Below are 25511 nucleotides of genomic sequence, written 5' to 3' on the forward strand. Positions count from 1 at the left end.
TCCCAGTCACCTACTCCCGCGGATCGACCGAGTGCCAAAGTGTTTAGGAAACATCGATTGCAGCACAAACAGGCAGATCTTCAAAGCCTCGGAGGGGTTGAAGATATCTGAGTGCAAATGGTAGTCGGTCCAAAGCCCTTCCAACAAAGCAACCAACGCGTCTGTTGCAAGTTTGGCGCTTACATCCTCGTATTCGCCTTCACCCTTTATTTGTTCCAACAACTCCAGGATCACCGCGCGGAAACCTTTGTCGCGCGAGTCGATGAAAGGAAATATGTTCGGGTTCGAGAGCGCTTCAGCCCGAAAGGAAAACCAGATCGCGACGTCCCGCGCATTTAGGACCAGTGGGTCGAAATCTGCCTTTATAATAGAGACTAGCTTGTCTGCCGGGTCTAACTCTGGATTGACTGCAATGGCCGTCCACTGCTCCGTGTATCGGACTGACAATTCCTCAGCCACTGCAAGCAGCAGCTTTTCCTTGGAACCAAAGTGTAGGTTGACCATCCCTTGCGATAATCCCGACAATTCTTGGATTCTTGCCGAAGTTGTTCCGCGTATTCCGTATCTATAAATGGCGTCCGCAGCCGATTGGATCAGCAGCTTTCGGTTCTGCAATTTACCCAGGTCTCGGGCATTGGTTGGTGTATCACGCTCGAGATTAATCTTATTTCTCCTTCACTGGGGTAGTCGCCTTTGTCTTCTCGCATTTAGCGTTAAGACAGTTCAAGGATTGACATTGAATGAATGCTTGTTCAATTTGTGATTTATATTACATTAAGGTGCTGCATGACCCTTTTCAACTCCGACTTTCGGTCCATACGAGAATGGGACAACGAACATTTCCTGCACCCTTGGGAAGGGATGTCACACCTTGGCCAAAATGAACGAACCTTTGCCGAAAGCGGCCTTGGCGTTCATGTCGTCACAGAGGACGGAAAGCGCCTGATAGACGGCCCTGCTGGCATGTGGTGCATTCAATTGGGCTATGGAAACAACGAGATTGCCGATGCGATGGCTCAGCAGGCGAAACAGATGGCGTATTTTTCGCCCTTCAACAACGCCAACTCAACTCCGGCCCGTTTGGCACATGAAATCGCCAAGAGAACGCCGGGCGATTTGAACCATGTGTTCTTCACGACCGGTGGTTCAACGGCCGTGGATAGCGCTCTGCGGTTTGTACAATTTCGCAATAACCTGTTGGGAAAACCTCAAAAGAAAATCGTGATCTCGCGCCAGAAAGCATATCACGGATCGACCTATTTGGCGGCCTCGGTATCCGGAAAAGAGCGCGACAAAGGGTGGTTGGACCAAGCCTCGGACCTGACGCGGTTTTTGCCGAACGTGAATCCGTATATACGTCGCCCCGATCAGACGGTCGATGACTTTCTGGACGAAAAAATTGCAGATCTGGAGAACATGATACTGCAAACCGGAGCAGACAAGGTCGCTGCCTTCATCGCTGAACCGATACTGTGCTCTGGTGGCGTCATTGTGCCTCCGCAGGGGTATCATCAGCGCTGTCTTGAAATCTGCCGGAAATACGATGTCCTGTATATTTCAGACGAGGTCGTAACCGGATTTGGGCGGCTTGGACATTGGTTTGCTTCAGAAGACGTCTTTGGGATTAAGCCCGACATCATAACCTGCGCCAAAGGCATGACGTCTGGGTACGTACCCATGGGGGCTTGTATCATCTCTGACCGGCTGATTGCAGATGTAAGCGGAGACAATGCGCAGAACGCTACGTTTTCAAACGGCTTCACTTACTCAGGCCATCCAGTAAGCGCGGCGGCAGGCCTGAAGACGATTGAAATCATGGAGCGCGACGGCGTTCTGGAACATGTCCGCGCAATCACGCCGCTCTTCGAAGAGCGCCTCCAGGCTCTGGCAGATTTGCCGCTCGTCGGTGATGCGCGCGGCATGGGGCTCGTTGGCTGCGTCGAATGTGTTGCAGACGCAAAAGCAGATAATGCACTGGACCTAGATAAATCTGTCGGCGCTTTGATTGATCATCATTGTCAGGAGAACGGGCTGATTCTGCGGCCGATCATCAACATGTGCGTGTTTTCCCCACCTCTGATCATTACCGAAGGCGAGTTGAACCAGATGTTCGACGTCCTTGAAAAAGGTATCCAGCTGGCAACCGAAGACCTAAAGCAGCAGGGTACGTTTAAACCTTAGGAACTGCCTCGGCGCGCCATCGCGATTTTCATGGTTGCTATGCCTTCGCTTAAGTGCGCTGCGTTTAACCTGCCCGCATCACCTCTGGTGGCAATTTGATCGGGAACTTGGACCGAACCTCCGCATCCGCCTTGCTGCCAAAATAGTTTGGATAGTGATTGGATAGAATGTCGTTCACGACTGACCGGCTCCGTTCAAACATATCCTGACGACCGGCTTTTTGCCAAGTATCGGTTAGCTCCCGATCCATCAGGGTTGGATAGACATACTCAGTCTCCATGTATTGCAAGGTCTGCGTGTTGCCGAGGAAATGACCGGGATCAATTGCACATTCGTGGATGACGTCAACCGACAGAGTGTCGTCGCTCACCTCGATACCACGCAGGGTTCGTGAGATCATACCCGCGGCCTCGTCGTCGATGACCATGGACTCAAAGCTGCAACCCATCAGGCTGCCGAGCATACCGCCAAATTCGCAGAGCCTGTTGGCCCCAGCATGAGCCGCTAATGCGAAAGTCAACGCCTTTTCCAGACCATATTGTGCGTCAGGAATCTTGGAATCCGTCATGCCGCAACCAACGCTGGTCGGCAGGTTGTAGAAATTGCCCATTTGGATAGCCGCCGCGGATATCAATGCTTGCTCACCACTGCCACCCGTAAATGAACCAGTTCGCAGGTCAGTAATAAACGGCCAAGCTGCAAAGACGACGGGGGTGCCCGGGTTAATCAGGTTGGCAATTGCGACGCAAGATAGGGTCTCGGCTACGGCTTGCGCCAAAGTCCCGGCCAGAGGCGCAGGCGACGTCGCCCCAGCCTGTGGCGGAACAGCTAAATCGCAGACAAGCCCCATCTTCGCTGTATCAATCAGGATCTCCAAGTTTTCCCGCCCAAACCGGAGCGGGGATACTATGGGACAACCGCCAAAAATGACTGAGGGTTTCTCGAGGAATTTACCCTCCCCGCCTGATGCCAGATCGAACAGATGAATCGCGTCCTGAATATGCTCTCGAGTACGGAACGTCAGGCAAGATGGTTTTTCGCTACCCGCCAGAATGGCGTAGAGCATGCTCATGTCGTGCTCGTAGTCTTGTGGCACATCCGTTGCCAAAACCGTATCACCGGTCATGTGGATATTATCGAGCCGGTCAACCAATCGGGTAAAGTCGTAAATGTCTTTGAGCGTCGACGGCCGGTAACTGCGAGTTTCCGCATCAAACGTTGTCACAGCGGTGCCGGAGTTCGCATAGTACACCTTGTCTTTGGTGCAGTGCATGTCATCCTTGCCGGCCCGCGATCCGCGTGCATGGACATAGAACTCACGGGCCGCCTTAGCCAAAAGATCTTCCATCAACGCGCGAGGAAAGCACAGCCTACCATGCTCGTTCAACGTCGCCCCTTTGGACAGCACGAGATCGAGAACTTCCTGCGTTGGATCACCGACGCCCGTACGCTCCAGAATGCTAAGGGCGGCCTCGTGAATATTTGACATGTCAGCATCTGAAAGGGGCTTGTAGCGCCCACCCGAAATGCCCGGCCAGATCGCTTGCGAAGCGACGTTGCTGGTTCGCACGGCTGCACGTGCTTCGCGCCCACCCCCGCGCCGTCTTGATCTGCGCTTCGTTAATTCTGTCATAGTATTTCTCCGAATTCTGAGCGTGTCAGATCATGCTGAAGTAATTGCGATAGAAACCCGGAATGCTCCATTCCATCTCGGACAGCGGTCCCGGCACGAAGCGGTGGGAGTTCACGCCCTCTTGGTTGTGACGGATGATCCGCTCATCATCGAGCGACGTGACATGCCAGAGCCATGTAATGGCATCCTTGTTATAGTCCCGACCTTCTTCAGCATCGCCGCGCACATACCAGACGATTTGAATATCCGTTTCCTGCAGCGCGCGTGGGACGAACCGGTAGCCAACCATGTGATCTGCATAAACAAGGAAGTAGTTCAGCGTCCCGATCCCCAGATCGGTGGCACCGCCATCGTGACCTTTCAGTTCACCCAAAGGCGGCGCCAGCGAAGCGCCATCCTTACTACCGGTCAAATAGCCGGGAAACAGCGGGTAGCGGCGCCAATAGACATCTGCACCCGGGGCGAGCGCGTTATCTCCGGTCAGGTCCAGCTCCTCAACGGGCACTCCGGCTTCTTTCATCCGCTCATGAAGTGCGCCGCTGAACTCCAGAACCTGAGCGGGGTCTTTCAACGAATGGCTGCGCGAATAGTCCTGATGAGACGGCGCGCAGTGGTAGCATTCCAGGTAATTCTCCAAAGCCAGTTTCCAATTTGCTGGAACTGGGTATGAGGCTTCATGAGCGACCTTCAGGTTTTCAAATTCGAACGGTTTTGACAGTGGGGCCAACTGCACCAACGCAGCATCTAGCGGCGGGGCGTCTTCAGCTGCGCAGACAAAAATCAGACCTTGGAATATCTTCACCTGAACCGGGAGCAATCCGTATTGGCCCGGGTCGAAATTCGACCCCATTGAACGCCCGTTTCGTAGCTTGCCGTTCAGATCAAAAGTCCACGCATGATAGGGGCAGATGAAATTGCGTGCCTTGCCTTTCCGTTCAATGCAAACCCGCGATCCCCGGTGGCGGCAAACGTTCAGATGCGCGCGCACCTCACCTTCGCGATCCCGAACGATGATGATGGACTCGGGCCCATAGTCGAACAGGAAAAAGTCCCCCGGTTCTGCGACCTGACTAACATGGCCGACCCAGATCCAGTTACGGTTCCAGAACGCGCCGATATCGTTCTCGTATACTGCTTGAGACGTATAGAAGTGACGAGGCAGGGCGAACCCTTCCTGTTGCGCGTCCATCAAATCGCGCATTACTTGCAGGTCATCTTTTGGCATTGCGCACCTCATGCAGACTCAAGGGAAATGACTTCCCGGCGGAAGAATTCACGGTCGATGTCGTCCGCGTTACGTTCGAAATTCCGGGCAGCCATGTGACCCGAATATACAGCATCCGCGATCAAGCCGGGGTTTGCGGCATCTCCGATTAATTCCAACGTTTTCAGCGGACTTGCCGTCAAACCGCAAAGCTCGTCGTAAAGAGTGGTTTCTCGCATTCGCTGCGTCACCAGTACCACAGAGCTGCATTCAATGGAGTTCTCTCGCCCCGTGTAGACGCACTGCAATGTCGCCTGGCCGGGCGCGATACCGGCCAAGGTCTGGGACAGGTTCAGACGAACGCCTTTTTCCAACAGACTGCGTTGCACTTTAGTCTGCTCCAACGTCAATTCGGTAAACGGCGAAACTATTGAGGCCGGCGTTACAAAGACAACCTCTCGCCCAACCTGAGCCAAATGATCAGCCAAGACTCCACCGAGATAGGCTTGATCATCATCGTAGACCACAATCGGGCCGTCCTGCGGCATGACTCCGGCCACAATGTCATCCGGAGTGAAAATCTGAGAACCTAAACCGATTGATACACCGTGAAATGCAGATTTCCCGCGCCCGTCTCGCTGCCATTTTGCGCCGGTTGCAACAAAGACGTTCGGTATACCCAACTCGATGACCTCACTTGCTGACAAACGGCTGTCGGTGAACAGTTGAACGTTCCCGCGTTGTTGCAGGTCGTAGATTCTGTGATCTGTCACGCGCTTCCAAGCGGATAGCCCGGTCAGGGCAGCTTCCTGCATCACACGGCCGCCGAACTCTTGCTTTGCTTCCGCCAGAGTTACCTCGTAGCCCCGCCGCGCCAATTGCATGGCGCATTCAAGTCCGGCTGGTCCGCTGCCGACAACAAGCGCAGCTTCCTCGTTTACCCGACGCTCAATGATCTCAGGATGCCAATTCCTCCGCCACTCTTCACCCATAGTCGGGTTTTGAGTGCAGCGTATTGGGACGCCGAGAGAGTCGGATGAAACACAGATATTGCAACCGATACACTCACGTATTTCTTCGATGCGATCTTCCCTAATTTTGTTGGGCAGAAACGGATCGGCGATGGATGGTCGCGCCGCGCCGATAAAATCAAGGATGCCCTTCCTGACCAGTGACGCCATCAAGTCCGGCGACGTAAGGCGCCCGACGCCCACAACAGGCTTAGAAGTCACCTGTTTCACGAACTCGATATATGAGGTCTGAAAGCCGTCGCGGGGCTCGAACCGGGTCGTAGCAGAGTCGTTGCTCCAATCCGCCACATTAACATCCCAAAGGTCTGGAAGCTCGGCCAGCAATTCGACTACTGCACGGCCTTCTTCCTGCGCTTGCATCCCCTCTGACCCGAGCATTTCATCAACCGCGAACCGAAGGGCAATGGCGCAATCATCTCCGACCTCTTCCTTGGTTTCTTCCAGAAGCTCGCGGGTAAGTCGCACCCGGTTCTCCAACGAACCTCCATATTCATCCGTCCGATCATTGAACTGTGGCAGCAGAAAATGATGAGGCAATGTCATGTGATGCCCCGCATAGACATACACAATGTCGAACCCGGCTTCGCGCGAACGACGAGCCGCCGCGCGATGCCACTTGCGAAATTCTCGAATGTCAGCCTTGTCCATTGCCCTTGCCTGTTTCGGGTATGGAGTCTGCAAGACAAGTTCTGATGGGGCCAGCAGAGGCGCGCGGGTCAGGTGGTTTTGGGCATGGTGCCCGTTATGCGCCAATTGGATTGCCGCGAGCGAGCCCTTCTCATGAATTGAGTTGGTTATCAGACGCAGTGCGGGAATATCCTGATCGTCCCAAATTCGGTTTTCAGAATAAGGAGACAAATCCGAAGTCGGATGAATCTCGGCCTCCTGAGTAGACACCACTGCCCAACCGCCCTCGGCTTTCATCGCCCGCATGGCAGCTTCGGCCTGAGGTCGCAAATGACCCAAACCATTGCAGTGGGGCACCTGGTAGAACCGGTTTCGAGCCGTTACTGGCCCGATCTTGACCGGTTCGAAGAGAACAGAATACTCGTCAGCGCCTGACATTGCCGCGCTTCCTCCAAGGAAATTGGAAATTGGTTCGTGGGAATGGAAGGATTTCTACCTCCCCACCATTCCCGGGTGTGTTGTAAGAGTGCCCTTAGAAGCCAGCTTTAATGCGCTCGAATTCCTTCAACATCTTGGCCTCCAGCTCGGGGTTAACAGCGTCAAAGAACAGGCTGCCTTCAAAGAAGCTGTCCACATCCGAAAACCCGTAGGTTTCGATCAGCTCTGGGTCTGCCTGTGCAAAAGCGTCTTCGTTGGCGTGGGCGTAACCCCAGCTTTCAATAATGTATTTACCGCTTGCCGCAGAGCTGAGCGCGTTCAGCATGTCATAGACTTGCTCATCCGACTGCTTGGCAGATTTCAGATGCACATAGCCGCAGACCCAAGTCGCGATACCTTTGTCTACATCACGCATCATGACCGCTGGCGTTTCGTTCCAGATCAGGTTCAGTTCCGATTGGTTCCATCCCCAACCCAGCGTGACCTCACCGCTGGCAATTGCCTGATCCAGTTGGCCGGCGTCAGACCAATAAAAGCGCACGTTCGGATGAATCGCGCGCAGGTAGTCCGCCGCTTTTTGGAATTCCTCGTCACTCATATCGGTATAGCTGGAGGCGCCGGTTGCCAATGCCGCCATTGCAAAGGCACTGGAAGCGGCGTCCGGAATGGCGACTTTGCCCTGATATGCAGGATCGGCAAGCAATTGCAGCGAAACGTCATCTGCCGAAATCATATCTGTTCGATAGATAAGACCAGTATTGCCCCATTCGAACGGAACCATGTAGGTCTGCCCATCAATGGTGATGCCATCGACCTCTTTGATCTTGGGCATCAGCTTGTCCCAGTTTTCCAGCTTGCTGGTGTCAATCGGCTTGATCATGTCTGCCGCTACCCACTTTCTCAGGGCATCCGTGCAGGGATGGGCCAAATCAGCTTCAAAACCGGACTGAAGCTTTGTGAACGCTTCTTCCACGCTGCCAAAATAGGTGTAGCTAGGCGCGCCGCCGTATTTTTCGACATAGTCGCCGTAAAAGCCCTGATCCTCATATCCGGACCAGTCAAAAACGGTCAGATCAGCGGCGTTCGCCAGAGTTTGGCTGGCGGCAAAGGTGGCAACTACTGCTGCCATAAGTGATGCTGTTTTATTCATTTGTCTCCTCCCAAAGATTCACGTTTACCCAAGTCAATCACCGAGGCGCTTTGAACGCCAAGCCAGACGGTATCGCCGCGCGTGTGATCGACCGTGTGAAAGTAGTTTGGTACTGCGACGGCGATACTGTCTTTCAGACCATCGACGCGCACATAATAGTGGACACTCTCTCCATAAAAGGCGACGTCCGAAACCTCGCCCTGAACAAGAGCATCGTACCCATCCGGCTTTTCCGCACTGATTTCCAATTGCTCAGGACGAACGCCGACAAGAAGTTCCTTGTCATGCACCTGGACGTTGGGGTTCACCCCGATTTCCATCTTCCCTAAGCCCTTAACGTTGACTTCAAACGTTTCAGCATTCTCTGCAGTCACTACGGCATCCAGAAAGTTCATTCCACCGATGAAAGAAGCCACTTCCCGGTTACACGGTTGGGAATACAGGACCTCTGGCTTATCCACCTGCTTGAGCTGCCCCCCAAACATGACGCCAATACGGTCGGACATGGTCATCGCCTCGTACTGGTCATGCGTGACCATTACAAAAGTTATTCCAAGCTTCTGCTGAAGGCGGCGCATTTCCAATTGCATCGCTTCGCGCAGATTCTTGTCCAACGCAGATAAAGGCTCATCTAGCAGTAAAACCTTGGGTCGCATGACGAGTGCGCGGGCGAGCGCTACTCGTTGCCGCTGACCTCCCGACAATTCGTTGGCCTTACGGTCCTGCAGGCCGCCCAGTTCAACCATCTCAAGCGCCTCGGCAACGCGTTCTTTAATTTCCTGCCGCGAAAGCTTGGTCTTGCGTAATCCGAAGCCAACATTGTCGCCGACATTCAGGTGAGGAAAGATCGCATAACTTTGGAACACCATATTGGTGGGACGCTTGTTCGCAGGCACCTCTCCCATCGTTCGACCATCGATCCGGATCTCGCCTTCTTCGTGATCTTGAAAACCCGCGATGATGCGCAAAGCCGTCGTCTTGCCGCATCCCGAAGGGCCAAGCAGCGAAAAGAACTCACCCTCTTTCAAGGTCAGGTTCAGATCGGACACAGCCACAAAGGAACCAAAGCGTTTTTCGACGCCCTGAATTTCGATGATGTTCTGTTCGCTCATCTTATTCGTTTCCTTTGGCTTCAATCTGACGATTGGATGGAACGGCGGCGGAAATATTCGGCGATCAACAACAGCAGCACCGAGGACAGCAAAAGCAGCGATCCTAGGGCCAACGTGTTGGGCAATTTTGCCGGGAAGCGGATCTGGCTCCAGATATAGACCGGCAATGTCGGGCTGTTCCCGGATAAGAAAAAGGCCAGGACGAACTCGTCAAACGACACCGTAAACGTGACCAAAAGGCTGGCGACAATACCCGGCGCTACGATTGGGAGGGTAACACGCCGAAACGTTCCCACGACGCTTTCACCAAGATCGAATGCAGCCTCCTCCAAGGACTGGTCGAAATCGTCAAACGCAGATTTCATGATCGACACGGAAAATGGCAACGCCACGAACACATGCCCAAGGATCACGGTGGCCAGCGATGGTTTCAAACCGATGCTGATGAACAGAACCAGCATCGAACTGGCCACGATGATGCCGGGAATGACCAGTGGAAGCATGACCAGTCCCTCAGACAACTCACGCCCCGTGAAACGATACCGAACGTAAGCGCGAGCTGCGAAGAGACCCAGAGATGTTGCCATCAGGGCAGTCACGCTGCCGACGATCAACGAGTTTACCATAGCCTGTAACAGCGTGTCCTGCTGCCCCAACTGTGCGTACCACTTCAACGTGAAACCCTTTAGGGGGAAGGCTACGATAGTTCCGTCGTTGAACGAAAACAGTGGCAATAGCAAAACCGGCAGGTAGAGAAACACCAGATAGGCAATCGCATAAACCAGCAACCATGAGAAACGAAATGCCTTGGTCATCTGATCCTCCGGCCCAATGCGGTGACGACCACCACGAACAGGATTGCAACGCAGCCGACCGAAAGCATGGCAAGAAGAGACAGGGTTGCACCCAACGGCCAGTTATTGGCGGCACCAAACTGCACTTGGATCAAGTTCGCCACCATTTTGCCCTGCGATCCACCGACTAAGGCCGGAGTGACGTAATCGCCCACCGTTGGGATGAAAATGATCAGGCAGGCCGCAATGACCCCCGGCACCGTCAGAGGCAGTGTCACGCGAACGAACCTTTCAAGCTTGTTGCAGCCAAGGTCGGTTGCAGCCTCCAATAGGCTGCGGTCGATCTTTTGAAGCGATACATAGATCGGCAGGATAGCAAACGGTGCCCAGGCGTGGGCGAGCGTAAGGACAACAGCGAATTCGTTGTAGAGCAAGAATGTCAGCGGATCTTGTATCAAACCAAGTGAAATCAGCGCAGAATTCAACACCCCATTGAAGCCAAGGATTAGTTTCCAGCTGAACACGCGCAGAAGGTAGCTGCTCCAAAAGGGAATAGTGATCAGCAACAGCCAGAGGGTCTTCTTCTTTGTTCGAAACGCGATGAAGTATGCAATCGGATAGGCCAGACAAACCGTTGCCAATGTCACCGCGCCTGCAATTGCGACCGAACGGAACATTAGGTGTCGAACCAATGGGTCGGTAAACGCCTCTTGGTAGTTTGCCCAAGTCAAGGTCCGGTCGATCTCGACATAGTTCTGGGTCCAAAAACTGTATGCGACGAGAATGCAAAGCGGCACGGCGACGAGCAGACCGACGTAGAACGTCGCAGGTGCGCTCAGTGCGAGGCCCTTGCCCGTTTCACTTCGTAGTACTCCGGCCATGCTTCCCTGCTGAACTTTGCTTTTTTTGGCGGCGCGACCATGTCGATCACAAAATGGACAATCGTCCATTTAAATCTGGAATTTTTGGACTAGTTGTGTCAACTGATAATTTCGCAACCGGGGATGGCCAATTTCACACTGGCCGCTAGAAGGCACCGCAAGACACTGAAAACAAACAGAGCCGCCTGATCCAATGACTGGAAGACGACAAGAAATACGCGAGCGAAACCGCCTTTCCCTGATCGAGGCAGTACTCGACTCGGTCGCAGAAAAAGGGATTTCCGAGACCTCCGTCAGCGAAATCATTCAACGCGCCGAGTTGTCCCGTGGCATGATTCATCTTCATTTCGGTGGCAAGGACAACTTGGTTGACGAAGCCGCCCGCTACTCATCCGAACAATACTACAACGGAATTTATGACTTATTGGAAAAGACCGGGCAAACCGGACAGGAACATATTGAGATGATTGTTCGGGGCGACTTAAGTGAAACCATTCTCAATAAGAAAAACGTTTCCATTTGGTACGCGTTTCGAGGCGAGGCCCGAAACAGAGCAGCAATCGCTGCGTTTTCAGATACCCGCGACGCTAAGCTTCGGAACCTAGTTTTCAACGCTTTCGCTCGAATTGCGAAAGAAGCCGGAACCGAACACCCTAATCAAGTTGCTAGGGACGCTACACACGGCACACTCGCCATGCTGGAAGGCATGTGGACCGATTACCTACTCCACCCGAATTCATTTGACCGCGACGAAGCGATGAGAATTGTTTTTCGTTTTCTGCGGGCGATGTTCCCTAAGCATTTTGACCTGAGCGGCGCTTTGTTGTCTGAGTAAAGCTTGAGACAGGTTTCCTATCTGGCTGCTTTAGAAGTGGACAATACCCATCTTCCAGTCAACATGATATCAGCGCACATTGGACGCAAAAAGTACAATTGAAGAAGCTGCCAAGTGCTGTCAGAAAAATTCTGAACCAGTCTCAGTTTGCTGCGAAAACCGCGCACCTATCTGCTGCTGGTGCTGTCAGACAAATTCGAACCAGTCTCAGTTTGCCGCGGAAACCGCGAGCCTACCCGGAACAAAGTTGACGCCACTCGGCGAGAGCGGCGGTGCGTGTCAGCTTGAATGTATCTCTGCTGCTTAGCGATCTTTCCTGGTTGAAGTGGTTGTATACGGAGGAATGGACGGAAGCGAATTTCTGCAAACTTCGCATGCGCCTGAAACGCTGCATCGCGCGTTCGCGTCGTCGAAACGGCAGGTGCGAATTCTCGACTCGGTTGTTGAGCCACCTGCCCGTCTGTTGTTTTTCGAGCGCGCCCATTTCTCTGAGCGCAGCCTTGTAGGAAGCGAAGCGATCTGTGACGATCTCTTCTGCGCAACCATGTCTCTTCATCAGTTTCTTGAGAAATTTCAGTGCTGCAGCCTTGTTTCGGCGCTTGGTGACAACTGCTTCCAGCACTTCACCTTCGTGATCAACAGCCCGCCACAGATAATGTCGCTTGCCATTCACCTTTACGAAAACCTCGTCCACGTGCCACTTCCATCTGGAGAACGCACGCAGTTGCTGACAACGCTTTCGTCGGATTTCAGCTGCAAACATTGGACCAAACCTGTTCCACCAATATCGGACTGTTTCGTGGCTCACGTCGATGCCTCGCTCGTGCAACAGATCTTCGACATTCCGAAGCGAGAGCGGAAATCGGATGTACAGCATCACCGCAAGGCGGATGATCTCAGGGCTGGTTTTGAAGTACTTGAAGGAGGCAGGTCTGGTCATTCCTAAATGCTATGCAACCGCCCTGCCCCGCTCAAGCAAAGTTCTTCTGACAAGACCGTTATGACGATAGTCTGGCGACCCTAAGTTTGCCGCAAAAAAAGACTTAGTCTATTTTTGACACAGGGCGAAAAGCAATCACTGTCAAGTCATCCATACGCTCTTCATTCTTCATATAGTCTAGGAACGCAGCGTCGATGGCCTTTAAAAGCTCTTCCGAATTTGACCAACTATCTTGTTCAACTATCGCCATTAATCTTTGAATACCGAAGGCTAAACGCTTTTTGCCACCCAATTGGTCGATTAGACCATCAGTGGAGATAACCAGGTCTGTGGCTTTGTCCAATTGGATTTTGTGCTCGACGAACTCTGGTTCATTTGGGGTGTCCACATACCCAATGCTCTGTCTGTCACCCCGGACTCGATCGACTCCGGCCGTCGATTTAACCAACAAAGACATATGCGCCCCTGCAAACTTAGCTATCCCTTTGCTTGAATCGATCTGGCAAATAGCGGCGTCCATGCCGTCATTGGAAGTCGCGAATTTAGTGTCCTGATTTAGGAGCGCGCGGGTCAAGTCGCTCAGCTTCGATAAAGCCGAAGCGGGACTGAGCGTATCGTTTTCAAAGTAAAGCCGCTCGAGAGTTGCGATTGCCAGCATGGTCATGAAGCCACCGGGGACGCCGTGCCCAGTACAGTCAATTACGGCGAGCGTCGAAATCCGACCTTCGGATCTAACCCAGTAGATGTCCCCGCCAACTATATCGCGAGGTTCCCATTTGACCGCAAAATCTGCAAAGGCCGTCTGGCACAAACTTGTCGTAGGCAACAAACCTTGCTGAATCCGCGTGGCATAGTTTACACTATCGACGATCTGGCGGTGACCATCACGGATTGCATTTACGCGCTCGACCTCCCGATCCAGCATAGAGTTATAGCTTTGAACAACCTTGCCAATCTCATCTTCCGACTGGTATGGAACCGTCTGCGGGTCATCGTATAGCTCGAACCGTTCAATGGCTTTCAACATTTGGCTGAGAGGCCTGTTGATAAGCCATAGAAATGCAGCAGCGCCTGCTAAGATCAACGCGAATCCTCCGAGAATTCCCAGAAGAACCACAACTCCCACTTCTGTTTGTAGCTCGTTGTTCAGGATCTCCTGATCAATTCGCGCCAACATCGTAGTCGGCCCTGCAACCGTCGGAACGGAAACGATGATATCCAAACCAGATTTTTTTATCCGGTCACAACCTATGGCAGGCCAGGAAGCCAGTGTTTCTGAGCTTCGCTCTAGCTTCTGTTCAGCGCAAATTACGTAAGGAAAACCCGAATAGACGGCCAGCAGGCTCTTCGCTTGGGTAAGGTTCCCTGCTTCAACCAATTCAGCCAACGGGCGCGCAATACGATTGGCAATCGTTGCCATTTCCGCGGCAACCTGATCCGTTTGAGCTTGCCTTTTGAATTCATAGTAGAAAAGAAGCACAACGGCATTCAACATACCCCCAATCAGGAGGGTCGTCAGAATATGCTTTAGAAAAATTCGCCGCTTTACAAAGTTCCTGAGTTTACGCACTAAACGCCTCTACAGTGTTAGGCATCTAGTTTCCGATGTTCTTCATCGCGGCCTGAAGAGCGCCACGGTTATTTACGATCATCTGTACAACCTTGTAGTCACCTGAAACTTCACGCACCAAGAAGTCTGCGGTCACTGTGTCGCCGCCTTCAGTTATCATTTCAGAGCAGACGAAATAGTCATTTCCCGCAGGAATAACCATGGGGTGAACGTTTGCAGGGTATACGGTTTCAATCGCGTTGGTGGTCGTGTCCAGATAAGTGTAGGCACCGTCGACCATAACGCCATCGACATGCGCGATCATGGCGGATTGAAGCTTTGCCTTAACCTCAGTCGGAATGTCGGCCGCTGCAGCCGGACCGGACAATAGTATCACAGCGACCACACAAAATAGCCTAATCATGCTAACCTCCACACTAGTAATCCTGCATAATTGATACACTAAAAATGCATAAATGTGTATCTTATGATATTAAGGCCTGGATTGAACTTGGTGCTACCCAAGCATGATCAAGGGGAACAAATGCTTGCAAGCGAAGTCTACGAACTACGTGCCAACCTGCGCGGACAAGGCGTTGTTTTTGCCTACAGCGGGTATGTAACCGAGGGTATTCTTAGTGGTGTTGGCGATGCATTGAAGCAGAAGTTGGTGTCAGAAGATGCGGACACCAAAACGCTTCGCAGCGTATTCGCGGTGTTTGTAGAGCAAATGCAGAATATCATCAGATATTCGGTTGAACGGCTGCCTGCTGACGGTGAGGCTGAGGTGCTGGACATAAGTTACGGCATCCTGACCATCGGGAACGAAGCTGGCAACTATGTCGTTCATGCTGGGAATCTGATCCTCTTAAACGACGTCGATACCATGCGAAGCCGTCTCTCAGAACTGCGTGATATGAGTCGAGATGAACTCAAGGCCGCGTATAAGGACCAGCTCCGATCCGAAGCCGTCTCTGTCGGCAACAGCGCGGGCATCGGGTTAATCGAAATTGCGCGCCGAGCGTCAAGACCAATCGAGTTTGATTTTATGCGAATTGACGACAAGCACGCGTTTTTCGCACTCAAAGCAACGGTTTAAGAGGGGACTTATGCAAAATATTGAAATCCCGGCAACAAACCGTACTCCGACGGTGGCGTTTGATTTTGACGCGGGCCACCTCAGGCTGATTGGAGAGTCCTATCCAGAGGACGTTACGACCTTCTTCAACCCCTTGTTTGATGCTCTGAAAAGGTGGTTGTCAGAAGGTTCAAGTCGTGACTGTCGCTTTGATTTCGAACTCATTTATTTCAACTCCTCCAGCGCTAAGGCGATTATGATGCTAATGGAGCTTTTGGACTCCGCCGCAAAGGCGGGGAAAAACGTCGAAGTTTGCTGGTTTCATGATCCCGAAGACGAAACCATGGAAGAGCTTGGCGAAGAGTTTGGAGAAGATCTGAAGTACGCAAAATTCACGCTGAAGAAGTTGTTCGTTAGATGACCATCGACGATCTTTTCGCCCGAGAGAAAGAGGCTTTAGAAGTCGCGGAAGCAACTTTGAACCGCGGTCAATTCTCTAATTTAGAGACGCGTAACTCAATTAAAAACCTTATTGAAGAATACAGGAAACTGCTCCGAACTACGCGACGAATGATGCGATTGAGCGATCGTAACGAGCGGGAACTGAATGCATTGGCCGAAAATCAGCGCATCGCAACCGAGGAAGTTACCCGGAAAAACCAAGAGCTTGAGGCGTTGTCAGGAAAGCTCGCAAAATACCTATCGCCACAAGTCTATAATTCAATCTTTTCCGGTCGGCAGGAAGTTAAGCTCGCCAGTCAGCGGAAGAAACTGACAGTGTTTTTCTCGGACGTAGCTGGGTTCACAGAGCTCACAGATCAGATGGAGTCGGAGGACTTAACGCAACTTCTGAACAGTTACCTGACCGAGATGGCACAAGTCGCTCTGGCCCACGGCGCGACAATAGATAAATTCATCGGTGACGCGATCCTCGTCTTCTTTGGCGATCCAGAGACTAATGGGGTGCGGGAAGATGCCTTAGCGTGCGTGAGAATGGCAATCGCAATGCGAGACAGGCTGACCGAACTGCAAGCCGAATGGAGGCATCAGGGAATATGGCAACAGTTGCAATGTCGGATTGGTATCAACACAGGCTTCTGTACGGTGGGAAACTTTGGAAGTGAAGACCGTATGGACTACACCATTATTGGTGGGGCTGTGAACGTTGCCTCAAGGCTCGAGCACCATGCCGACGAAGGGGAGATTTTGATTTCTTACGAGACTTGGGCTCACGTCAACGAAGAAATAGAGACCGAAGAGGTTGGGCCCATCCGGGTTAAGGGGGTAGCTCAACCCGTCATTACGTATCGTGTCTTGGGTCGAAAGGGGGCGAAATCACGCCCCGAAGAGGTTACGTACAGGAAGCCGAACTTTCAGTTGTTTTTCGACCCAAACTCCATGACATCTGACGAGCGCGCCGAGAGCGCGGAAATATTGAAATCAGCGCTTGCATCAATCCGCGGCTACGATGCCTGAGATGTGAGTGGATTGGCTTAAAAGTTGCACCGATTATAACACTTCGAACCTCACGTACACAAAGCTTTTTGGGCCGCTGCAAGTTAGCATTGTGGAAACTTTCTAAAAAGAGACTTCCAATCAGCCATTTGGTAGTATGAGGACTCCCAAGTGATCGGCTTCAAATCGGTCAAGTTCTTAGTACGGATAAACTAAAATAGCTGATTGAACTCAGAGCCATCGTTCACCGCCGGGCAATAGGTTAAAGTCAACTGAGTGTCTGCATCGGGTTCGAAGCAGACGCACGACAAATTTGACTGAACGACCGCTAAGCGGACATAGCTGCCGTCCACTTAGCACAAGGCAATGACCGCTCGCAGTCCAAAGAGGGCACCAAAATGTACTGCGCTAAGTAAGCTCGCGCACAAAACGCAAAGCTGGACTCAGGCAATTTCTTTGAAATCACAATTGATTTTGCAGCGAATGGCTCGGCAAAAACGCAAAAGATCCAGTGTCAAATTTTGATTCAGCTGCTTTTCTCAATAGTGTTGGAAAACAGAAAATTATTGATCGCAAGTCGCCAATCATAAGGGTCAAGGTTGCAGAATGAAACTCTCGTATCTCCTTCACGGTCACGTAACCCATCAACTTTACTGGCGATCACATTGCGCTTCGCGGCAAGCGCTTCGTCCAGCACAAGTCCATAAGCCTCCCAACGCGAGGGAATCGCAATGATATCGACGGCTTGATAAGCCTTTGCTGGATCTTTGGCATGACCCCTAAATTCGATGCGCGGGTCACCCTCTGCCAACGCCTCAAGGTATGAACGCTGACCGCCTTCGCCAAAGATCAACAAGCGCGCCTCCGGCGTTCGGGTTGACCGAAAACCCTGGATCAGGATGTCGAACCCTTTCTGCTGTTCCAAACGCCCGATGGCACCAATTGTGGTCCTTGACTTGGGAGGTATCGCCTTTCGTGACAAGCGCTCAAGATCAACGGTTGGAGGAATGACGATCAGCTTTTCCGAAGTAGCCAGGCGTCGTTCCTTCATCCAGTCCGACTGCGCATGGCTGACCGCGACCACCTGATCGAAGAAGGAATAGATCACCCTCAGCATTGCAAAGAACCGACGTTTGTGTGGGACATTCAGAGTGGTGAATGCCCGGGTGTAACTGTGTTCGACATGGACCAGTCGAGTGTCCAGATGCATTGCGCGAAGCGCCGAGAACGCGGGTAAGCTTCTCCAGCTTGGTACGACGTGGGACACGATGACATCCGCATTCAGTTTGCCCCAAGAAAATGCAGTCCGTTTGACCTTCAACACCTTTTGATCGACCGTTTTGGACAGATCTGATTGCGCCAAAAGATGGTCGAGCATCCGCATCACGCCGCCCGCTGTCGTGTCGTCCACCAGGTGGAGTATCTTTTTCTGTTCCATGATGACGCCTCTCTCAGATCGATTGCAGTTTGGATTTCATTTGTCCCAGCCGGGTGATCGGGCCGGGTCCAAACGTTTTCAACACAAGGGCTGCGGCGAAAGTGCTGAACGATTTCATAGGTTCCTCAAACACTGGGCGGAGGCTTTCCTGGACGCTGCGTGCAAACAACTCCCAAGCTTTGTCCCGATCGAGGTTGGTGATAGCCCGCCGCGCCAGATAGCGCAGCTGATAAGCACGGGACGAGGGTTCGTGCCGGGCAAAGAATTCAGGGTTCAGCGGGCGCAGCTTCGCGACCATCCTCTCCCACGCTTCCAACTGGCGATCTAAAGCCGCCGAAAGCCCGCCTGCATTGATCCGGTAGTGGGTCAGCAGCCCCGGAACACCTTCGATCTGCCAATCGGTCTTCAACATCAGCCGCATCCAGCATTCGATATCTTCGGACTGCCGGAAGGTCTCATCGAAGACCCAATCCCGCTCGGTTTCAAAGCTCGGGCGGTAGGCCAAAGCCTCCAGCACTGTCTTTCGAACAACGGCCGCCGATCCGTTGCCGATCGGGTTGCGGTTCAGAACATGTGCTGCGGTCACATTCTTCAGGCGGGGTGCTTGTTTGATCCCCATCATGCACCCCGCTTCGTCGATCAAGGCACTGCCGGAGTAACTAACCCCCACGTCCGGTTCGGCCTTGAGATGGTGAACATGAGCCGCCAGCTTCTCGGGCATCCACAGATCGTCGGCGTCGCAAAAGCCGACTAATTTACCCCGCGCGGCAGCGATGCCGGTATTTCTGGCCCCCGCCAGCCCGCGATTGGCTTGCCCCACAAGTCGTACGCGCGGGTCGCATTGGTGCGTGCGGGCAATCCCGGCGGTCGCGTCCTGCGATCCGTCATCGACGATGATGATTTCGAAATCGTCATAGGTTTGCGCCTGCAACGAGGCGAGCGTTTCGGCCAAGGTTGCTTCGGCGTTGTAGGCGGGTACGACGATGGATGCTGTGGGCATGGTGATCTCCTTCAGAATTCTCATGAAAACAACGCGCGTTTGATCGCTTGCGGCAGGATCGGGGCCAGTGCGGCCCCTGCTGCGGTGGGCAGTCCTCGGCGCAGGGGCAGCAGGAAACTGCGCGCATGCAGACTCAAGCCTTTGCCTGTGTAAGACAGCGCCTGACCCTGATGCCCCAACCGCAACGCCCGGCGGGCGAGATAGCGCAGATAGACGGCCTCGGACGACCGCGACGGGAACACGCCATATGATGCGGCTGATTTGACCGCGTAGGCCCGCCCAGCGCGCATTGCGTTCAAGTCCGAGGACAAGCCCCCGACGCTGGTGCGATACCAGACTTGGAACTGATCGACCCCTTTGATGGTGAAACCTTCACCTGCGAGGCGGATCAACAGCTCCAAGTCTTCGTTGTGCACCGTGCTCGTGTCCAACCCGCCAACTGCGCGGAAGACTTCACGACGGATTGAAAGGTTGGACATGGTGCAGACAGGATTCTCAGCCAACAGGTCCTGAATGGTCAGCGTTGCACTTGGAACGGTCGAGCATGTCTGAGAATCTCCGGGCTGATCGGTGAAGAACCGGATTTGCCCAAAAACTGCATCCGTCGACGCGGGTTGGAAGGCTCCGTCTAGCTGCGCCAGCTTGTCCATGTGCCACAGATCATCCGCATCGCAGAACGCCAGTATGTCACCCCTGGCCAGCTCGGCACCATAGTTGCGAGCGGCACTTGGGCCATCGAAAGGGCTGCTCGCGACCCGGATACGGGGGTCTTGCGCGACGTGGTCCAGCACGATGGACAGGCACGCGCTTGAGGGACGGTCGCCAACGCAGATCGCCTCCCAATTCGTGAAGCTTTGTGTGCGAATGCTGGTCAGCGTGTCGACGATTGTGTCTGCGTCGGTGTGAAATGGTACGATGATGGCAAAGCGGGTCATTGGTAGCCGAACCTTTCTGTTGTTTTGTGATCCCGTGGCAACAACACCCAAGAGGCGGTCAGCATCAGGGTAGTACTGGTCAGCAGGTATCCGATCGCCACTGGCATCAGCCCGAACGGCGCCATGATCGCGGTGTTGAGGATCAGTGCGAATGCAAGGGCCGCGCTGACCCGCAGCTCGGTAATCGCGCGGTTTTCGGACCGCAGCCAGCCCGCCACGGCGGACCAGATGACGCTGGGCAACGCGGCAAGGCACAAGACCGAGACTACCGGCGAAATCTGTTGCCACTCGGCCCCCAGCAGCAGCGGCACATAGACCGGCGCAAGCGCCGCTTGCAGCAAAACCAGCGGGCTCAGCACCAGGAGGGACGTGCCGAGCCCGTGACGCAACGCCTTGGTTTTGTCCGGGGCTGCGCAAAGATGTGGGAAAAGAACGATTGAAAAGGCTTGCGTGAACGATGTCGCCAAGCCCAGCCCGGCGTTGAAAGCCATGAAATAGATGCCAAGACTCTCGGCCCCCAACATCGCGCCGACGACAAGCTTGTCGCCCTGCAGTCGCAGAACTTTGACGATCTCGACCCCCAGAACAGCCCAGCCGAAGCCAACAAAGGGGCGAAGGGCAGCAAATCCTTGTTTGGTGTCCGACGCCCAAGGGCGGAGGCGGCGCACTAGGACCAGCCAGATCGGTGCAGCCAGCAAGCGAGGCAGCACCAAAGCTAGCGGCGTGGCCCAGAGCAGCGCCAGTAGCGCCGCCATGACATTCGCTCCAACCACCTGCCCTCCGGCAATGGCGGCGGTCTGCTGCAGCTTGCCCTCACGCATCGCAAGCGAGGCCTGTACTAGACCGGCGGGCATGAACAGGTACTCTCCGGCCAGAATGGCGAGCAGCAGCGCCAGCATCTCGTGCCCTATCGCGTAGAGGAACGCAGCGATAGCCAGCTGCAGCGAAAACAGCGTCCCGCACCAGACCCAGAAAATACGATGCGCGGTGTTGCAGCGCTGTTCCAACTCGGCCTGCGGGGCTTGGATGATCCTCTGCCCCACACCGTTTTCGGTCAGCGCCTTGAGTATATCCCCCGCTGCAAGAGCAGCAGCAGCCAGACCGATCGCCTCGGGGCTGAGGCTGCGGGCCAAAACAACAACGACCACAAGACGCGACGCCTTTGCAGCCACTTCGGACACCGCATAGGCCAGCAAGTGCCGCAAGAAACCGGAATGTGCCAATCGCTGAGTCATGTCGTCAAATGTCCAAAACAGTGTTGGGATCAGTTCTAATTAGCCGCGACATCCCTGTCCCAGACGCGGGCGGACAGTTGGTCGAACCATCCGGTGAGCGACCTATCCGAATGGGATAAACGGCAATCCCGATGCCGGTCTGACGCACACCAAGACACTGCTGTAGTTGTGGACGCAGTTCAGGAGAGTTCAAAATGACACGACATTTCAAAGTATTGGTATTGGGAGCCGTCAGTGCGATTGCTCTGTCGGGTTGCAGCAGCATGAAAACCCCGCGCAACATCGAACCCGTCGCAAAAGGCGACAGTTATCAAGCGCAGTACCGTGCCCCCTCGCGGCGCCGGGCAAGTGGGCCCTTGCTGCAAGCGGAACATATGAATGGGCGCGCCTGTATGCCTCAGACCAGAGATCAGGGCGCAAGCGCCTTTGCCAAATGGTCTCAGCCCGTGCTTAGCGCTCTGCAGGGCGAAAAGCTTTCGCGCAATGACATGGTGCAGATCACCATCGACGGTGATGAGCTTCTCAGCGACACCTATGTTGTGTCCCGCGATGGCGATCTGAAGCTGCCCTACCTGCCGCCGGTGCGCGCGCAGGGCAGAACGACCGAGCAGGTGGAGCGGGATGTCGCCCGCGTTCTGGTGGCGGCGCAGTTCTACGACAACACCCCGCGTGTCACGGCGCGCATCAGCGATTTCGCCTCGGTCACTGTCGGCGTGAAAGGCGCAGTGTTCGAACCCCACTCGGTCGAGATCGGAGGCACTCCCGGCGACGCGCTGGATCGAGGGCGTCAGGGTGTGCTGGGGGCCTCGACCGAGGCGCGCAACTTGTCTGTCGCCATTCGCGCCGCCGGAGGGGTGCGCCCGGATGCGGATCTGTCAGCGGTCGAGCTGCACCGGCAAGGCACGATCTACCGGATGAACCTACGCGGCGTGTTCGAAGGTTCAGACCCGACCGACATCATGCTGCTGACCGGGGATCAGATCGTGGTCAACAGCCGAGGGTGTTTCCAGGATGATCTGATGCGTCCCAGCCCGATCAGCCCGCCCGGCGTGACGCTTTATATGTCCAACCTTACGCAACCTGCCACAGGTAACGCAGAGTCGGCCATCGGACGCGACGTACGTGAAGTTCCTTATGGCACGCGCTACCTGCAGGCCGTAGTCGATACCAATTGCGTCGGCGGGGCCAAGACGACCAACGCCAATCGCAGTGCGGTCCTGTTCACCCGCAACCCGATGACCGGGAACTCGATCGTCATTGAACGCAATATCGAAAAGCTGCTGCGACGTGGGGATCGGGATGACTATGACCCCTATGTTCTGCCGGGTGATGCGATTGCCTGCTACGACAGCAAAGTGACCGGCTTGACCGAGGTCGCCCGCGCGGTTGGTATCGTCGGCGCAGCGGCACTGCTAGCCCCCTAAATCAATCCCGAGCGGGCGATGCTTTCGCCCGCTCCCAAGCGGTAGAAACTGCGGCGAGTTTGTCAGTGATGTCTTTGTGTTCTTTGACCGCAGTCTCTACTGCAATTAAAGCCTCTCGAAACTCTTCCGCGCCGAAGGTCGCTGCACTGCCAGCCAGTTTGTGACAAACCTGAGCGACTTGGGTCAAATCTGACTGGTCAAAAGCCCCGGTTTCGAGCTGTTCAGCGAACTCATCCCCTTCGGCAATAAACTTGGCATACAGACGGGCAAAGACCTCGGCCCCGAGGCTGTCTTTCAGGTCCGCCAACGGGTCAGGCTGCGTGCTTTGCAAAACCCGCGCTTCGGTGCGCGTAACTACCGAAAGCGCCTTGCGCAGGGCGTCAAGCGAGATCGGTTTGCCAATGAAAGCCGTCATACCGGCGGCGCGAAAGGTCTCGACCGCGTCTGGCAGGACATTGGCCGACACCGCGATAATCGGTACATCTGCCGACCGCCCCTGACCGTTACGAATATGGCGGACGGCGGTTGGCCCATCCATCACCGGCATGCTGATATCCATCAGGATCGCGTCGAACCTCTGACTGCTGGCCTTGTCGACGCCAACCTTCCCGTTCTCCGCCGTAGTTACACGGTGACCGTCCAACGCCAGCATGTTGCAGATGACCTCGAGGTTGATCTCGTTGTCTTCGACCACCAACAAGCTCAGCGGGAGAGCGGTCTCGGTATTGATCTGAGCAGCTTCTAGCAGTTGGTCGCGCGCTGACGGCTGTAACGGTATCCGCAGCCAAAAAACGCTTCCTTCGCCCAATGTGCTTTCCGCCCCGACCTCGCCCTCCATGGCCTGCGCGAACCTACGGGCAATTCCCAGGCCAAGCCCAGTTCCTCCGACCGTGCGACCGATAGAGGGATCGCTGGTGTAGAAGTCATCAAAAATGGCGTCGATCTCATCATCGGCGATGCCAACCCCGGTGTCGATCACACGCACTTCGAAGACATGTGCCTTACTCTGATCTGCCGGTTCACATCTTTCGACCTCGATCGACACACGGCCATTTTCGGTAAACTTGATTGCATTACCGACAAGGTTCAACAGAATTTGCCGCAACCTTTGCGCATCAGTCGCGACATGCGGATAGGCACCTCCTACCCATTGCCACGAGATTGAGTTGCCGCGCGAGGCCGCATTGCCGCTTTGACCATCCACCAGGTCCTGCAGCATCGCGTTCAGGTCGGTTGGCTCGTGCGCGATTGACAGCTTGCCGGCCTCGAACCGAGCAATATCCAGCACCGCATCCACATGATTTTGCAGAACCTGGCCCGATATCTCCATGTTGCGGACAAACTGAGACTGCTGTTTAGTCGTGCGTGTATTCTTGAGAAGGGTGAGGTTGCCCAGCAGCCCGTTTAACGGGGTTCTGATCTCATGGCTCATTACAGTCAGAAAATCCGACTTGGCCTTTTCCCCGGCAAGGGCACGGTCGCGGGCCGAGACAAGCTCTTTCTGATCCGCAACGCTTTGTGAGATATCGCGGACGAAACCGATTACGATTTCCTCGTCTCCGGCCTGGGCGGATTGCAACGCAAGTTCGACGGGAAAGACCTCACCATTCTTGCGCATCGCCTCAAGCTGGACGCGACCTTTGCCGACGACGTGGCGGTCTCCTCCGCTCTGCATCCGCTCCATGCCTTGGTTGTGGGCCTCGCGTAGATGCGAAGGCACAATCAATTCACCGATCGAATGCCCTTTGGCCTCTGCCTCGGAATACCCGAAAATTGCTTGTGCAGCCGCGTTGAACTCCAGCACTGTGCCGGCGGCGTTCACCACGATCACGGCATCCAATGAGGTCGAAAGGATCGTATTCATGCGTTGGTTTGCCTGCTGAATCGCCTGCCCCCGCCGATCAGCTTTGCGGTTGACCACCAAGAGGTATGCGCTGACCGCAGTCAGCGTCAGAAATAACCCACCGGACAAAACGGCCAGTTGAAACAGGCTGAGCGCGGTTTCCTCACGGCGCTGATCCGACTGGCTTGCAAAGTACGAGATCGCCGAGAGCGAAAGTTCGCGCACCCGCGGAGCGATCCCCTGCGCACCGTCATAGAGATTTGACAGCCCAGCAATCAGGCCTGGGTCCTCAGCGTCGATTGTAGGCACCGAGGCCTTCAGATAGGCGGAGACGTCGTTCAGAGGTTCAGCGAATTTCGGGTCACTTCGCAGCGTTTCAAACAAACGCGAGGTGTCAAGAATGTCGATACGACTATACAAAAGATCGAAACGGCGGCGGACAAGGTCCAGGTTTTCAAGACTTGGCCCAGCATCCGATACACCCGCCTCAAGCGCGTTGAGGTAGAACAGGAACTCGACCTCGACCTGCGTTAGCGTCCATTGCACGTTATCTGTCCGAGCTGACTGCCGGTCGCGCAGGTCGGATATCACCTTGGCGGACAGCAACAAAACCAAAGCAAGGGCACCCAGAACGGCGATGCCGATGAGCCCGAAAGCCCACCGGCGCCGCGAGTGGTTTTGGAAATTTCTTGTCAATGTCTGGCCCGTATCGCCCACTTCATACCGAA

At 54.4% G+C, this 25511-nt stretch carries 22 protein-coding genes; 6 read left to right on the forward strand and 16 right to left on the reverse strand.

Going from position 1 to position 25511, the window contains the following annotated elements; translation table 11 throughout:
- Nucleotides 1–6: 6 nt before the first annotated feature.
- A complete protein-coding gene (locus ACR0J4_RS09985) occupies nucleotides 7–615 on the reverse strand; it encodes a TetR/AcrR family transcriptional regulator (RefSeq protein WP_170642946.1) in 609 nt (202 codons plus the stop codon).
- Nucleotides 616–786: 171 nt separating this feature from the next.
- Between ACR0J4_RS09985 and ACR0J4_RS09990 the strand changes: the two genes are divergently transcribed.
- Nucleotides 787–2181: an aminotransferase gene (locus tag ACR0J4_RS09990; protein ID WP_170642947.1), complete on the forward strand. Its 1395-nt coding sequence runs from the start codon at nucleotides 787–789 to the stop codon at nucleotides 2179–2181.
- 64 nt (nucleotides 2182–2245) lie between these two features.
- On the opposite strand, the gene ACR0J4_RS09995 is transcribed toward ACR0J4_RS09990, so the two are convergent.
- The 7 genes from ACR0J4_RS09995 to ACR0J4_RS10025 form a co-directional block, all read right to left on the reverse strand.
- Nucleotides 2246–3814 carry a trimethylamine methyltransferase family protein gene (locus ACR0J4_RS09995; protein WP_170642948.1) on the reverse strand — a complete coding sequence of 523 codons (1569 nt, stop codon included), beginning with the start codon at nucleotides 3812–3814 and terminating at the stop codon, nucleotides 2246–2248.
- A 25-nt stretch (nucleotides 3815–3839) separates the two neighbouring features.
- Nucleotides 3840–5039, reverse strand: a complete 1200-nt coding sequence (locus tag ACR0J4_RS10000) for an aromatic ring-hydroxylating oxygenase subunit alpha (protein WP_170642949.1) — start codon at nucleotides 5037–5039, stop codon at nucleotides 3840–3842.
- An 8-nt stretch (nucleotides 5040–5047) separates the two neighbouring features.
- Nucleotides 5048–7114, reverse strand: coding sequence for an oxidoreductase (locus ACR0J4_RS10005; RefSeq protein WP_170642950.1), 2067 nt, complete (start codon nucleotides 7112–7114; stop codon nucleotides 5048–5050).
- Between the two features lie 94 nt (nucleotides 7115–7208).
- Nucleotides 7209–8264: an ABC transporter substrate-binding protein gene (locus ACR0J4_RS10010; protein ID WP_170565520.1), complete on the reverse strand. Its 1056-nt coding sequence runs from the start codon at nucleotides 8262–8264 to the stop codon at nucleotides 7209–7211.
- Nucleotides 8261–9376 carry an ABC transporter ATP-binding protein gene (locus ACR0J4_RS10015; RefSeq protein ID WP_170642951.1) on the reverse strand — a complete coding sequence of 372 codons (1116 nt, stop codon included), beginning with the start codon at nucleotides 9374–9376 and terminating at the stop codon, nucleotides 8261–8263. The genes ACR0J4_RS10010 and ACR0J4_RS10015 overlap by 4 nt, the downstream gene beginning before the upstream one ends.
- 20 nt (nucleotides 9377–9396) lie before the next feature.
- Entirely contained in the window at nucleotides 9397–10191 is a 795-nt protein-coding gene (locus ACR0J4_RS10020; RefSeq protein WP_170642952.1) for an ABC transporter permease, read from the reverse strand.
- Entirely contained in the window at nucleotides 10188–11051 is an 864-nt protein-coding gene (locus tag ACR0J4_RS10025; RefSeq protein WP_170642953.1) for an ABC transporter permease, read from the reverse strand. Before ACR0J4_RS10025 ends, ACR0J4_RS10020 begins: the two co-directional genes overlap by 4 nt.
- A gap of 193 nt (nucleotides 11052–11244) precedes the next feature.
- Between ACR0J4_RS10025 and ACR0J4_RS10030 the strand changes: the two genes are divergently transcribed.
- A complete protein-coding gene (locus ACR0J4_RS10030; RefSeq protein WP_170642954.1) occupies nucleotides 11245–11886 on the forward strand; it encodes a TetR family transcriptional regulator C-terminal domain-containing protein in 642 nt (213 codons plus the stop codon).
- Nucleotides 11887–12118: 232 nt separating this feature from the next.
- Here ACR0J4_RS10030 and ACR0J4_RS10035 read toward each other — a convergent pair whose 3' ends face one another.
- The 3 genes from ACR0J4_RS10035 to ACR0J4_RS10045 form a co-directional block, all read right to left on the reverse strand.
- Nucleotides 12119–12826 (reverse strand): IS6 family transposase, encoded by a 708-nt coding sequence (locus ACR0J4_RS10035; RefSeq protein ID WP_170642955.1) that lies wholly within the window; start codon nucleotides 12824–12826, stop codon nucleotides 12119–12121.
- Nucleotides 12827–12929: 103 nt separating this feature from the next.
- Nucleotides 12930–14321, reverse strand: a complete 1392-nt coding sequence (locus tag ACR0J4_RS10040) for a SpoIIE family protein phosphatase (protein ID WP_480668468.1) — start codon at nucleotides 14319–14321, stop codon at nucleotides 12930–12932.
- A gap of 100 nt (nucleotides 14322–14421) precedes the next feature.
- Nucleotides 14422–14799, reverse strand: coding sequence for a hypothetical protein (locus ACR0J4_RS10045; protein ID WP_170642957.1), 378 nt, complete (start codon nucleotides 14797–14799; stop codon nucleotides 14422–14424).
- A gap of 120 nt (nucleotides 14800–14919) precedes the next feature.
- On the opposite strand from ACR0J4_RS10045, the gene ACR0J4_RS10050 reads away from it, so the two are divergent.
- The 3 genes from ACR0J4_RS10050 to ACR0J4_RS10060 are packed head-to-tail and all read left to right on the forward strand — an operon-like array spanning nucleotide 14920 to nucleotide 16929.
- Entirely contained in the window at nucleotides 14920–15474 is a 555-nt protein-coding gene (locus ACR0J4_RS10050; protein WP_170642958.1) for a SiaB family protein kinase, read from the forward strand.
- 10 nt (nucleotides 15475–15484) lie between these two features.
- Nucleotides 15485–15874, forward strand: coding sequence for a DUF1987 domain-containing protein (locus tag ACR0J4_RS10055; RefSeq protein WP_170642959.1), 390 nt, complete (start codon nucleotides 15485–15487; stop codon nucleotides 15872–15874).
- The gene (locus tag ACR0J4_RS10060; protein ID WP_170642960.1) at nucleotides 15871–16929 is read left to right on the forward strand and encodes an adenylate/guanylate cyclase domain-containing protein; all 1059 of its coding nucleotides are present in this window, start codon (nucleotides 15871–15873) and stop codon (nucleotides 16927–16929) included. Before ACR0J4_RS10055 ends, ACR0J4_RS10060 begins: the two co-directional genes overlap by 4 nt.
- Nucleotides 16930–17434: 505 nt before the next feature.
- On the opposite strand, the gene ACR0J4_RS10065 is transcribed toward ACR0J4_RS10060, so the two are convergent.
- The 4 genes from ACR0J4_RS10065 to ACR0J4_RS10080 are packed head-to-tail and all read right to left on the reverse strand — an operon-like array spanning nucleotide 17435 to nucleotide 21516.
- Nucleotides 17435–18346, reverse strand: a complete 912-nt coding sequence (locus ACR0J4_RS10065) for a glycosyltransferase family 4 protein (protein WP_170642961.1) — start codon at nucleotides 18344–18346, stop codon at nucleotides 17435–17437.
- A gap of 13 nt (nucleotides 18347–18359) precedes the next feature.
- The gene (locus ACR0J4_RS10070; protein ID WP_170556230.1) at nucleotides 18360–19346 is read right to left on the reverse strand and encodes a glycosyltransferase family 2 protein; all 987 of its coding nucleotides are present in this window, start codon (nucleotides 19344–19346) and stop codon (nucleotides 18360–18362) included.
- Between the two features lie 20 nt (nucleotides 19347–19366).
- Nucleotides 19367–20281, reverse strand: coding sequence for a glycosyltransferase (locus ACR0J4_RS10075; protein ID WP_170556231.1), 915 nt, complete (start codon nucleotides 20279–20281; stop codon nucleotides 19367–19369).
- Nucleotides 20278–21516 (reverse strand): oligosaccharide flippase family protein, encoded by a 1239-nt coding sequence (locus ACR0J4_RS10080; RefSeq protein WP_170747318.1) that lies wholly within the window; start codon nucleotides 21514–21516, stop codon nucleotides 20278–20280. The genes ACR0J4_RS10075 and ACR0J4_RS10080 overlap by 4 nt, the downstream gene beginning before the upstream one ends.
- A gap of 194 nt (nucleotides 21517–21710) precedes the next feature.
- Here ACR0J4_RS10080 and ACR0J4_RS10085 point away from each other — a divergent pair, with 194 nt between their 5' ends.
- A complete protein-coding gene (locus tag ACR0J4_RS10085) occupies nucleotides 21711–22940 on the forward strand; it encodes a polysaccharide biosynthesis/export family protein (protein WP_170556233.1) in 1230 nt (409 codons plus the stop codon).
- 1 nt (nucleotide 22941) lies between these two features.
- Here the strand turns inward: ACR0J4_RS10085 and ACR0J4_RS10090 are convergent, their stop codons facing one another.
- Nucleotides 22942–25479 (reverse strand): ATP-binding protein, encoded by a 2538-nt coding sequence (locus ACR0J4_RS10090; RefSeq protein WP_170642963.1) that lies wholly within the window; start codon nucleotides 25477–25479, stop codon nucleotides 22942–22944.
- Nucleotides 25480–25511 lie beyond the last annotated feature (32 nt).

It is taken from the genome of Ruegeria sp. B10, assembly GCF_056539825.1.

Excerpts from the sequence above, each read along its gene's own strand:
- ACR0J4_RS09990 (WP_170642947.1), top strand. The coding sequence starts at position 787 with ATGACCCTTTTCAACTCCGACTTTCGGTCCATACGAGAATGGGACAAC.
- ACR0J4_RS09995 (WP_170642948.1), bottom strand. The coding sequence starts at position 3,814 with ATGACAGAATTAACGAAGCGCAGATCAAGACGGCGCGGGGGTGGGCGC.
- ACR0J4_RS10000 (WP_170642949.1), bottom strand. The coding sequence starts at position 5,039 with ATGCCAAAAGATGACCTGCAAGTAATGCGCGATTTGATGGACGCGCAA.
- ACR0J4_RS10005 (WP_170642950.1), bottom strand. The coding sequence starts at position 7,114 with ATGTCAGGCGCTGACGAGTATTCTGTTCTCTTCGAACCGGTCAAGATC.
- ACR0J4_RS10010 (WP_170565520.1), bottom strand. The coding sequence starts at position 8,264 with ATGAATAAAACAGCATCACTTATGGCAGCAGTAGTTGCCACCTTTGCC.
- ACR0J4_RS10015 (WP_170642951.1), bottom strand. The coding sequence starts at position 9,376 with ATGAGCGAACAGAACATCATCGAAATTCAGGGCGTCGAAAAACGCTTT.
- ACR0J4_RS10020 (WP_170642952.1), bottom strand. The coding sequence starts at position 10,191 with ATGACCAAGGCATTTCGTTTCTCATGGTTGCTGGTTTATGCGATTGCC.
- ACR0J4_RS10025 (WP_170642953.1), bottom strand. The coding sequence starts at position 11,051 with ATGGCCGGAGTACTACGAAGTGAAACGGGCAAGGGCCTCGCACTGAGC.
- ACR0J4_RS10030 (WP_170642954.1), top strand. The coding sequence starts at position 11,245 with ATGACTGGAAGACGACAAGAAATACGCGAGCGAAACCGCCTTTCCCTG.
- ACR0J4_RS10035 (WP_170642955.1), bottom strand. The coding sequence starts at position 12,826 with ATGACCAGACCTGCCTCCTTCAAGTACTTCAAAACCAGCCCTGAGATC.
- ACR0J4_RS10040 (WP_480668468.1), bottom strand. The coding sequence starts at position 14,321 with ATGTTGAATGCCGTTGTGCTTCTTTTCTACTATGAATTCAAAAGGCAA.
- ACR0J4_RS10045 (WP_170642957.1), bottom strand. The coding sequence starts at position 14,799 with ATGATTAGGCTATTTTGTGTGGTCGCTGTGATACTATTGTCCGGTCCG.
- ACR0J4_RS10050 (WP_170642958.1), top strand. The coding sequence starts at position 14,920 with ATGCTTGCAAGCGAAGTCTACGAACTACGTGCCAACCTGCGCGGACAA.
- ACR0J4_RS10055 (WP_170642959.1), top strand. The coding sequence starts at position 15,485 with ATGCAAAATATTGAAATCCCGGCAACAAACCGTACTCCGACGGTGGCG.
- ACR0J4_RS10060 (WP_170642960.1), top strand. The coding sequence starts at position 15,871 with ATGACCATCGACGATCTTTTCGCCCGAGAGAAAGAGGCTTTAGAAGTC.
- ACR0J4_RS10065 (WP_170642961.1), bottom strand. The coding sequence starts at position 18,346 with ATGGAACAGAAAAAGATACTCCACCTGGTGGACGACACGACAGCGGGC.
- ACR0J4_RS10070 (WP_170556230.1), bottom strand. The coding sequence starts at position 19,346 with ATGCCCACAGCATCCATCGTCGTACCCGCCTACAACGCCGAAGCAACC.
- ACR0J4_RS10075 (WP_170556231.1), bottom strand. The coding sequence starts at position 20,281 with ATGACCCGCTTTGCCATCATCGTACCATTTCACACCGACGCAGACACA.
- ACR0J4_RS10080 (WP_170747318.1), bottom strand. The coding sequence starts at position 21,516 with ATGACTCAGCGATTGGCACATTCCGGTTTCTTGCGGCACTTGCTGGCC.
- ACR0J4_RS10085 (WP_170556233.1), top strand. The coding sequence starts at position 21,711 with ATGACACGACATTTCAAAGTATTGGTATTGGGAGCCGTCAGTGCGATT.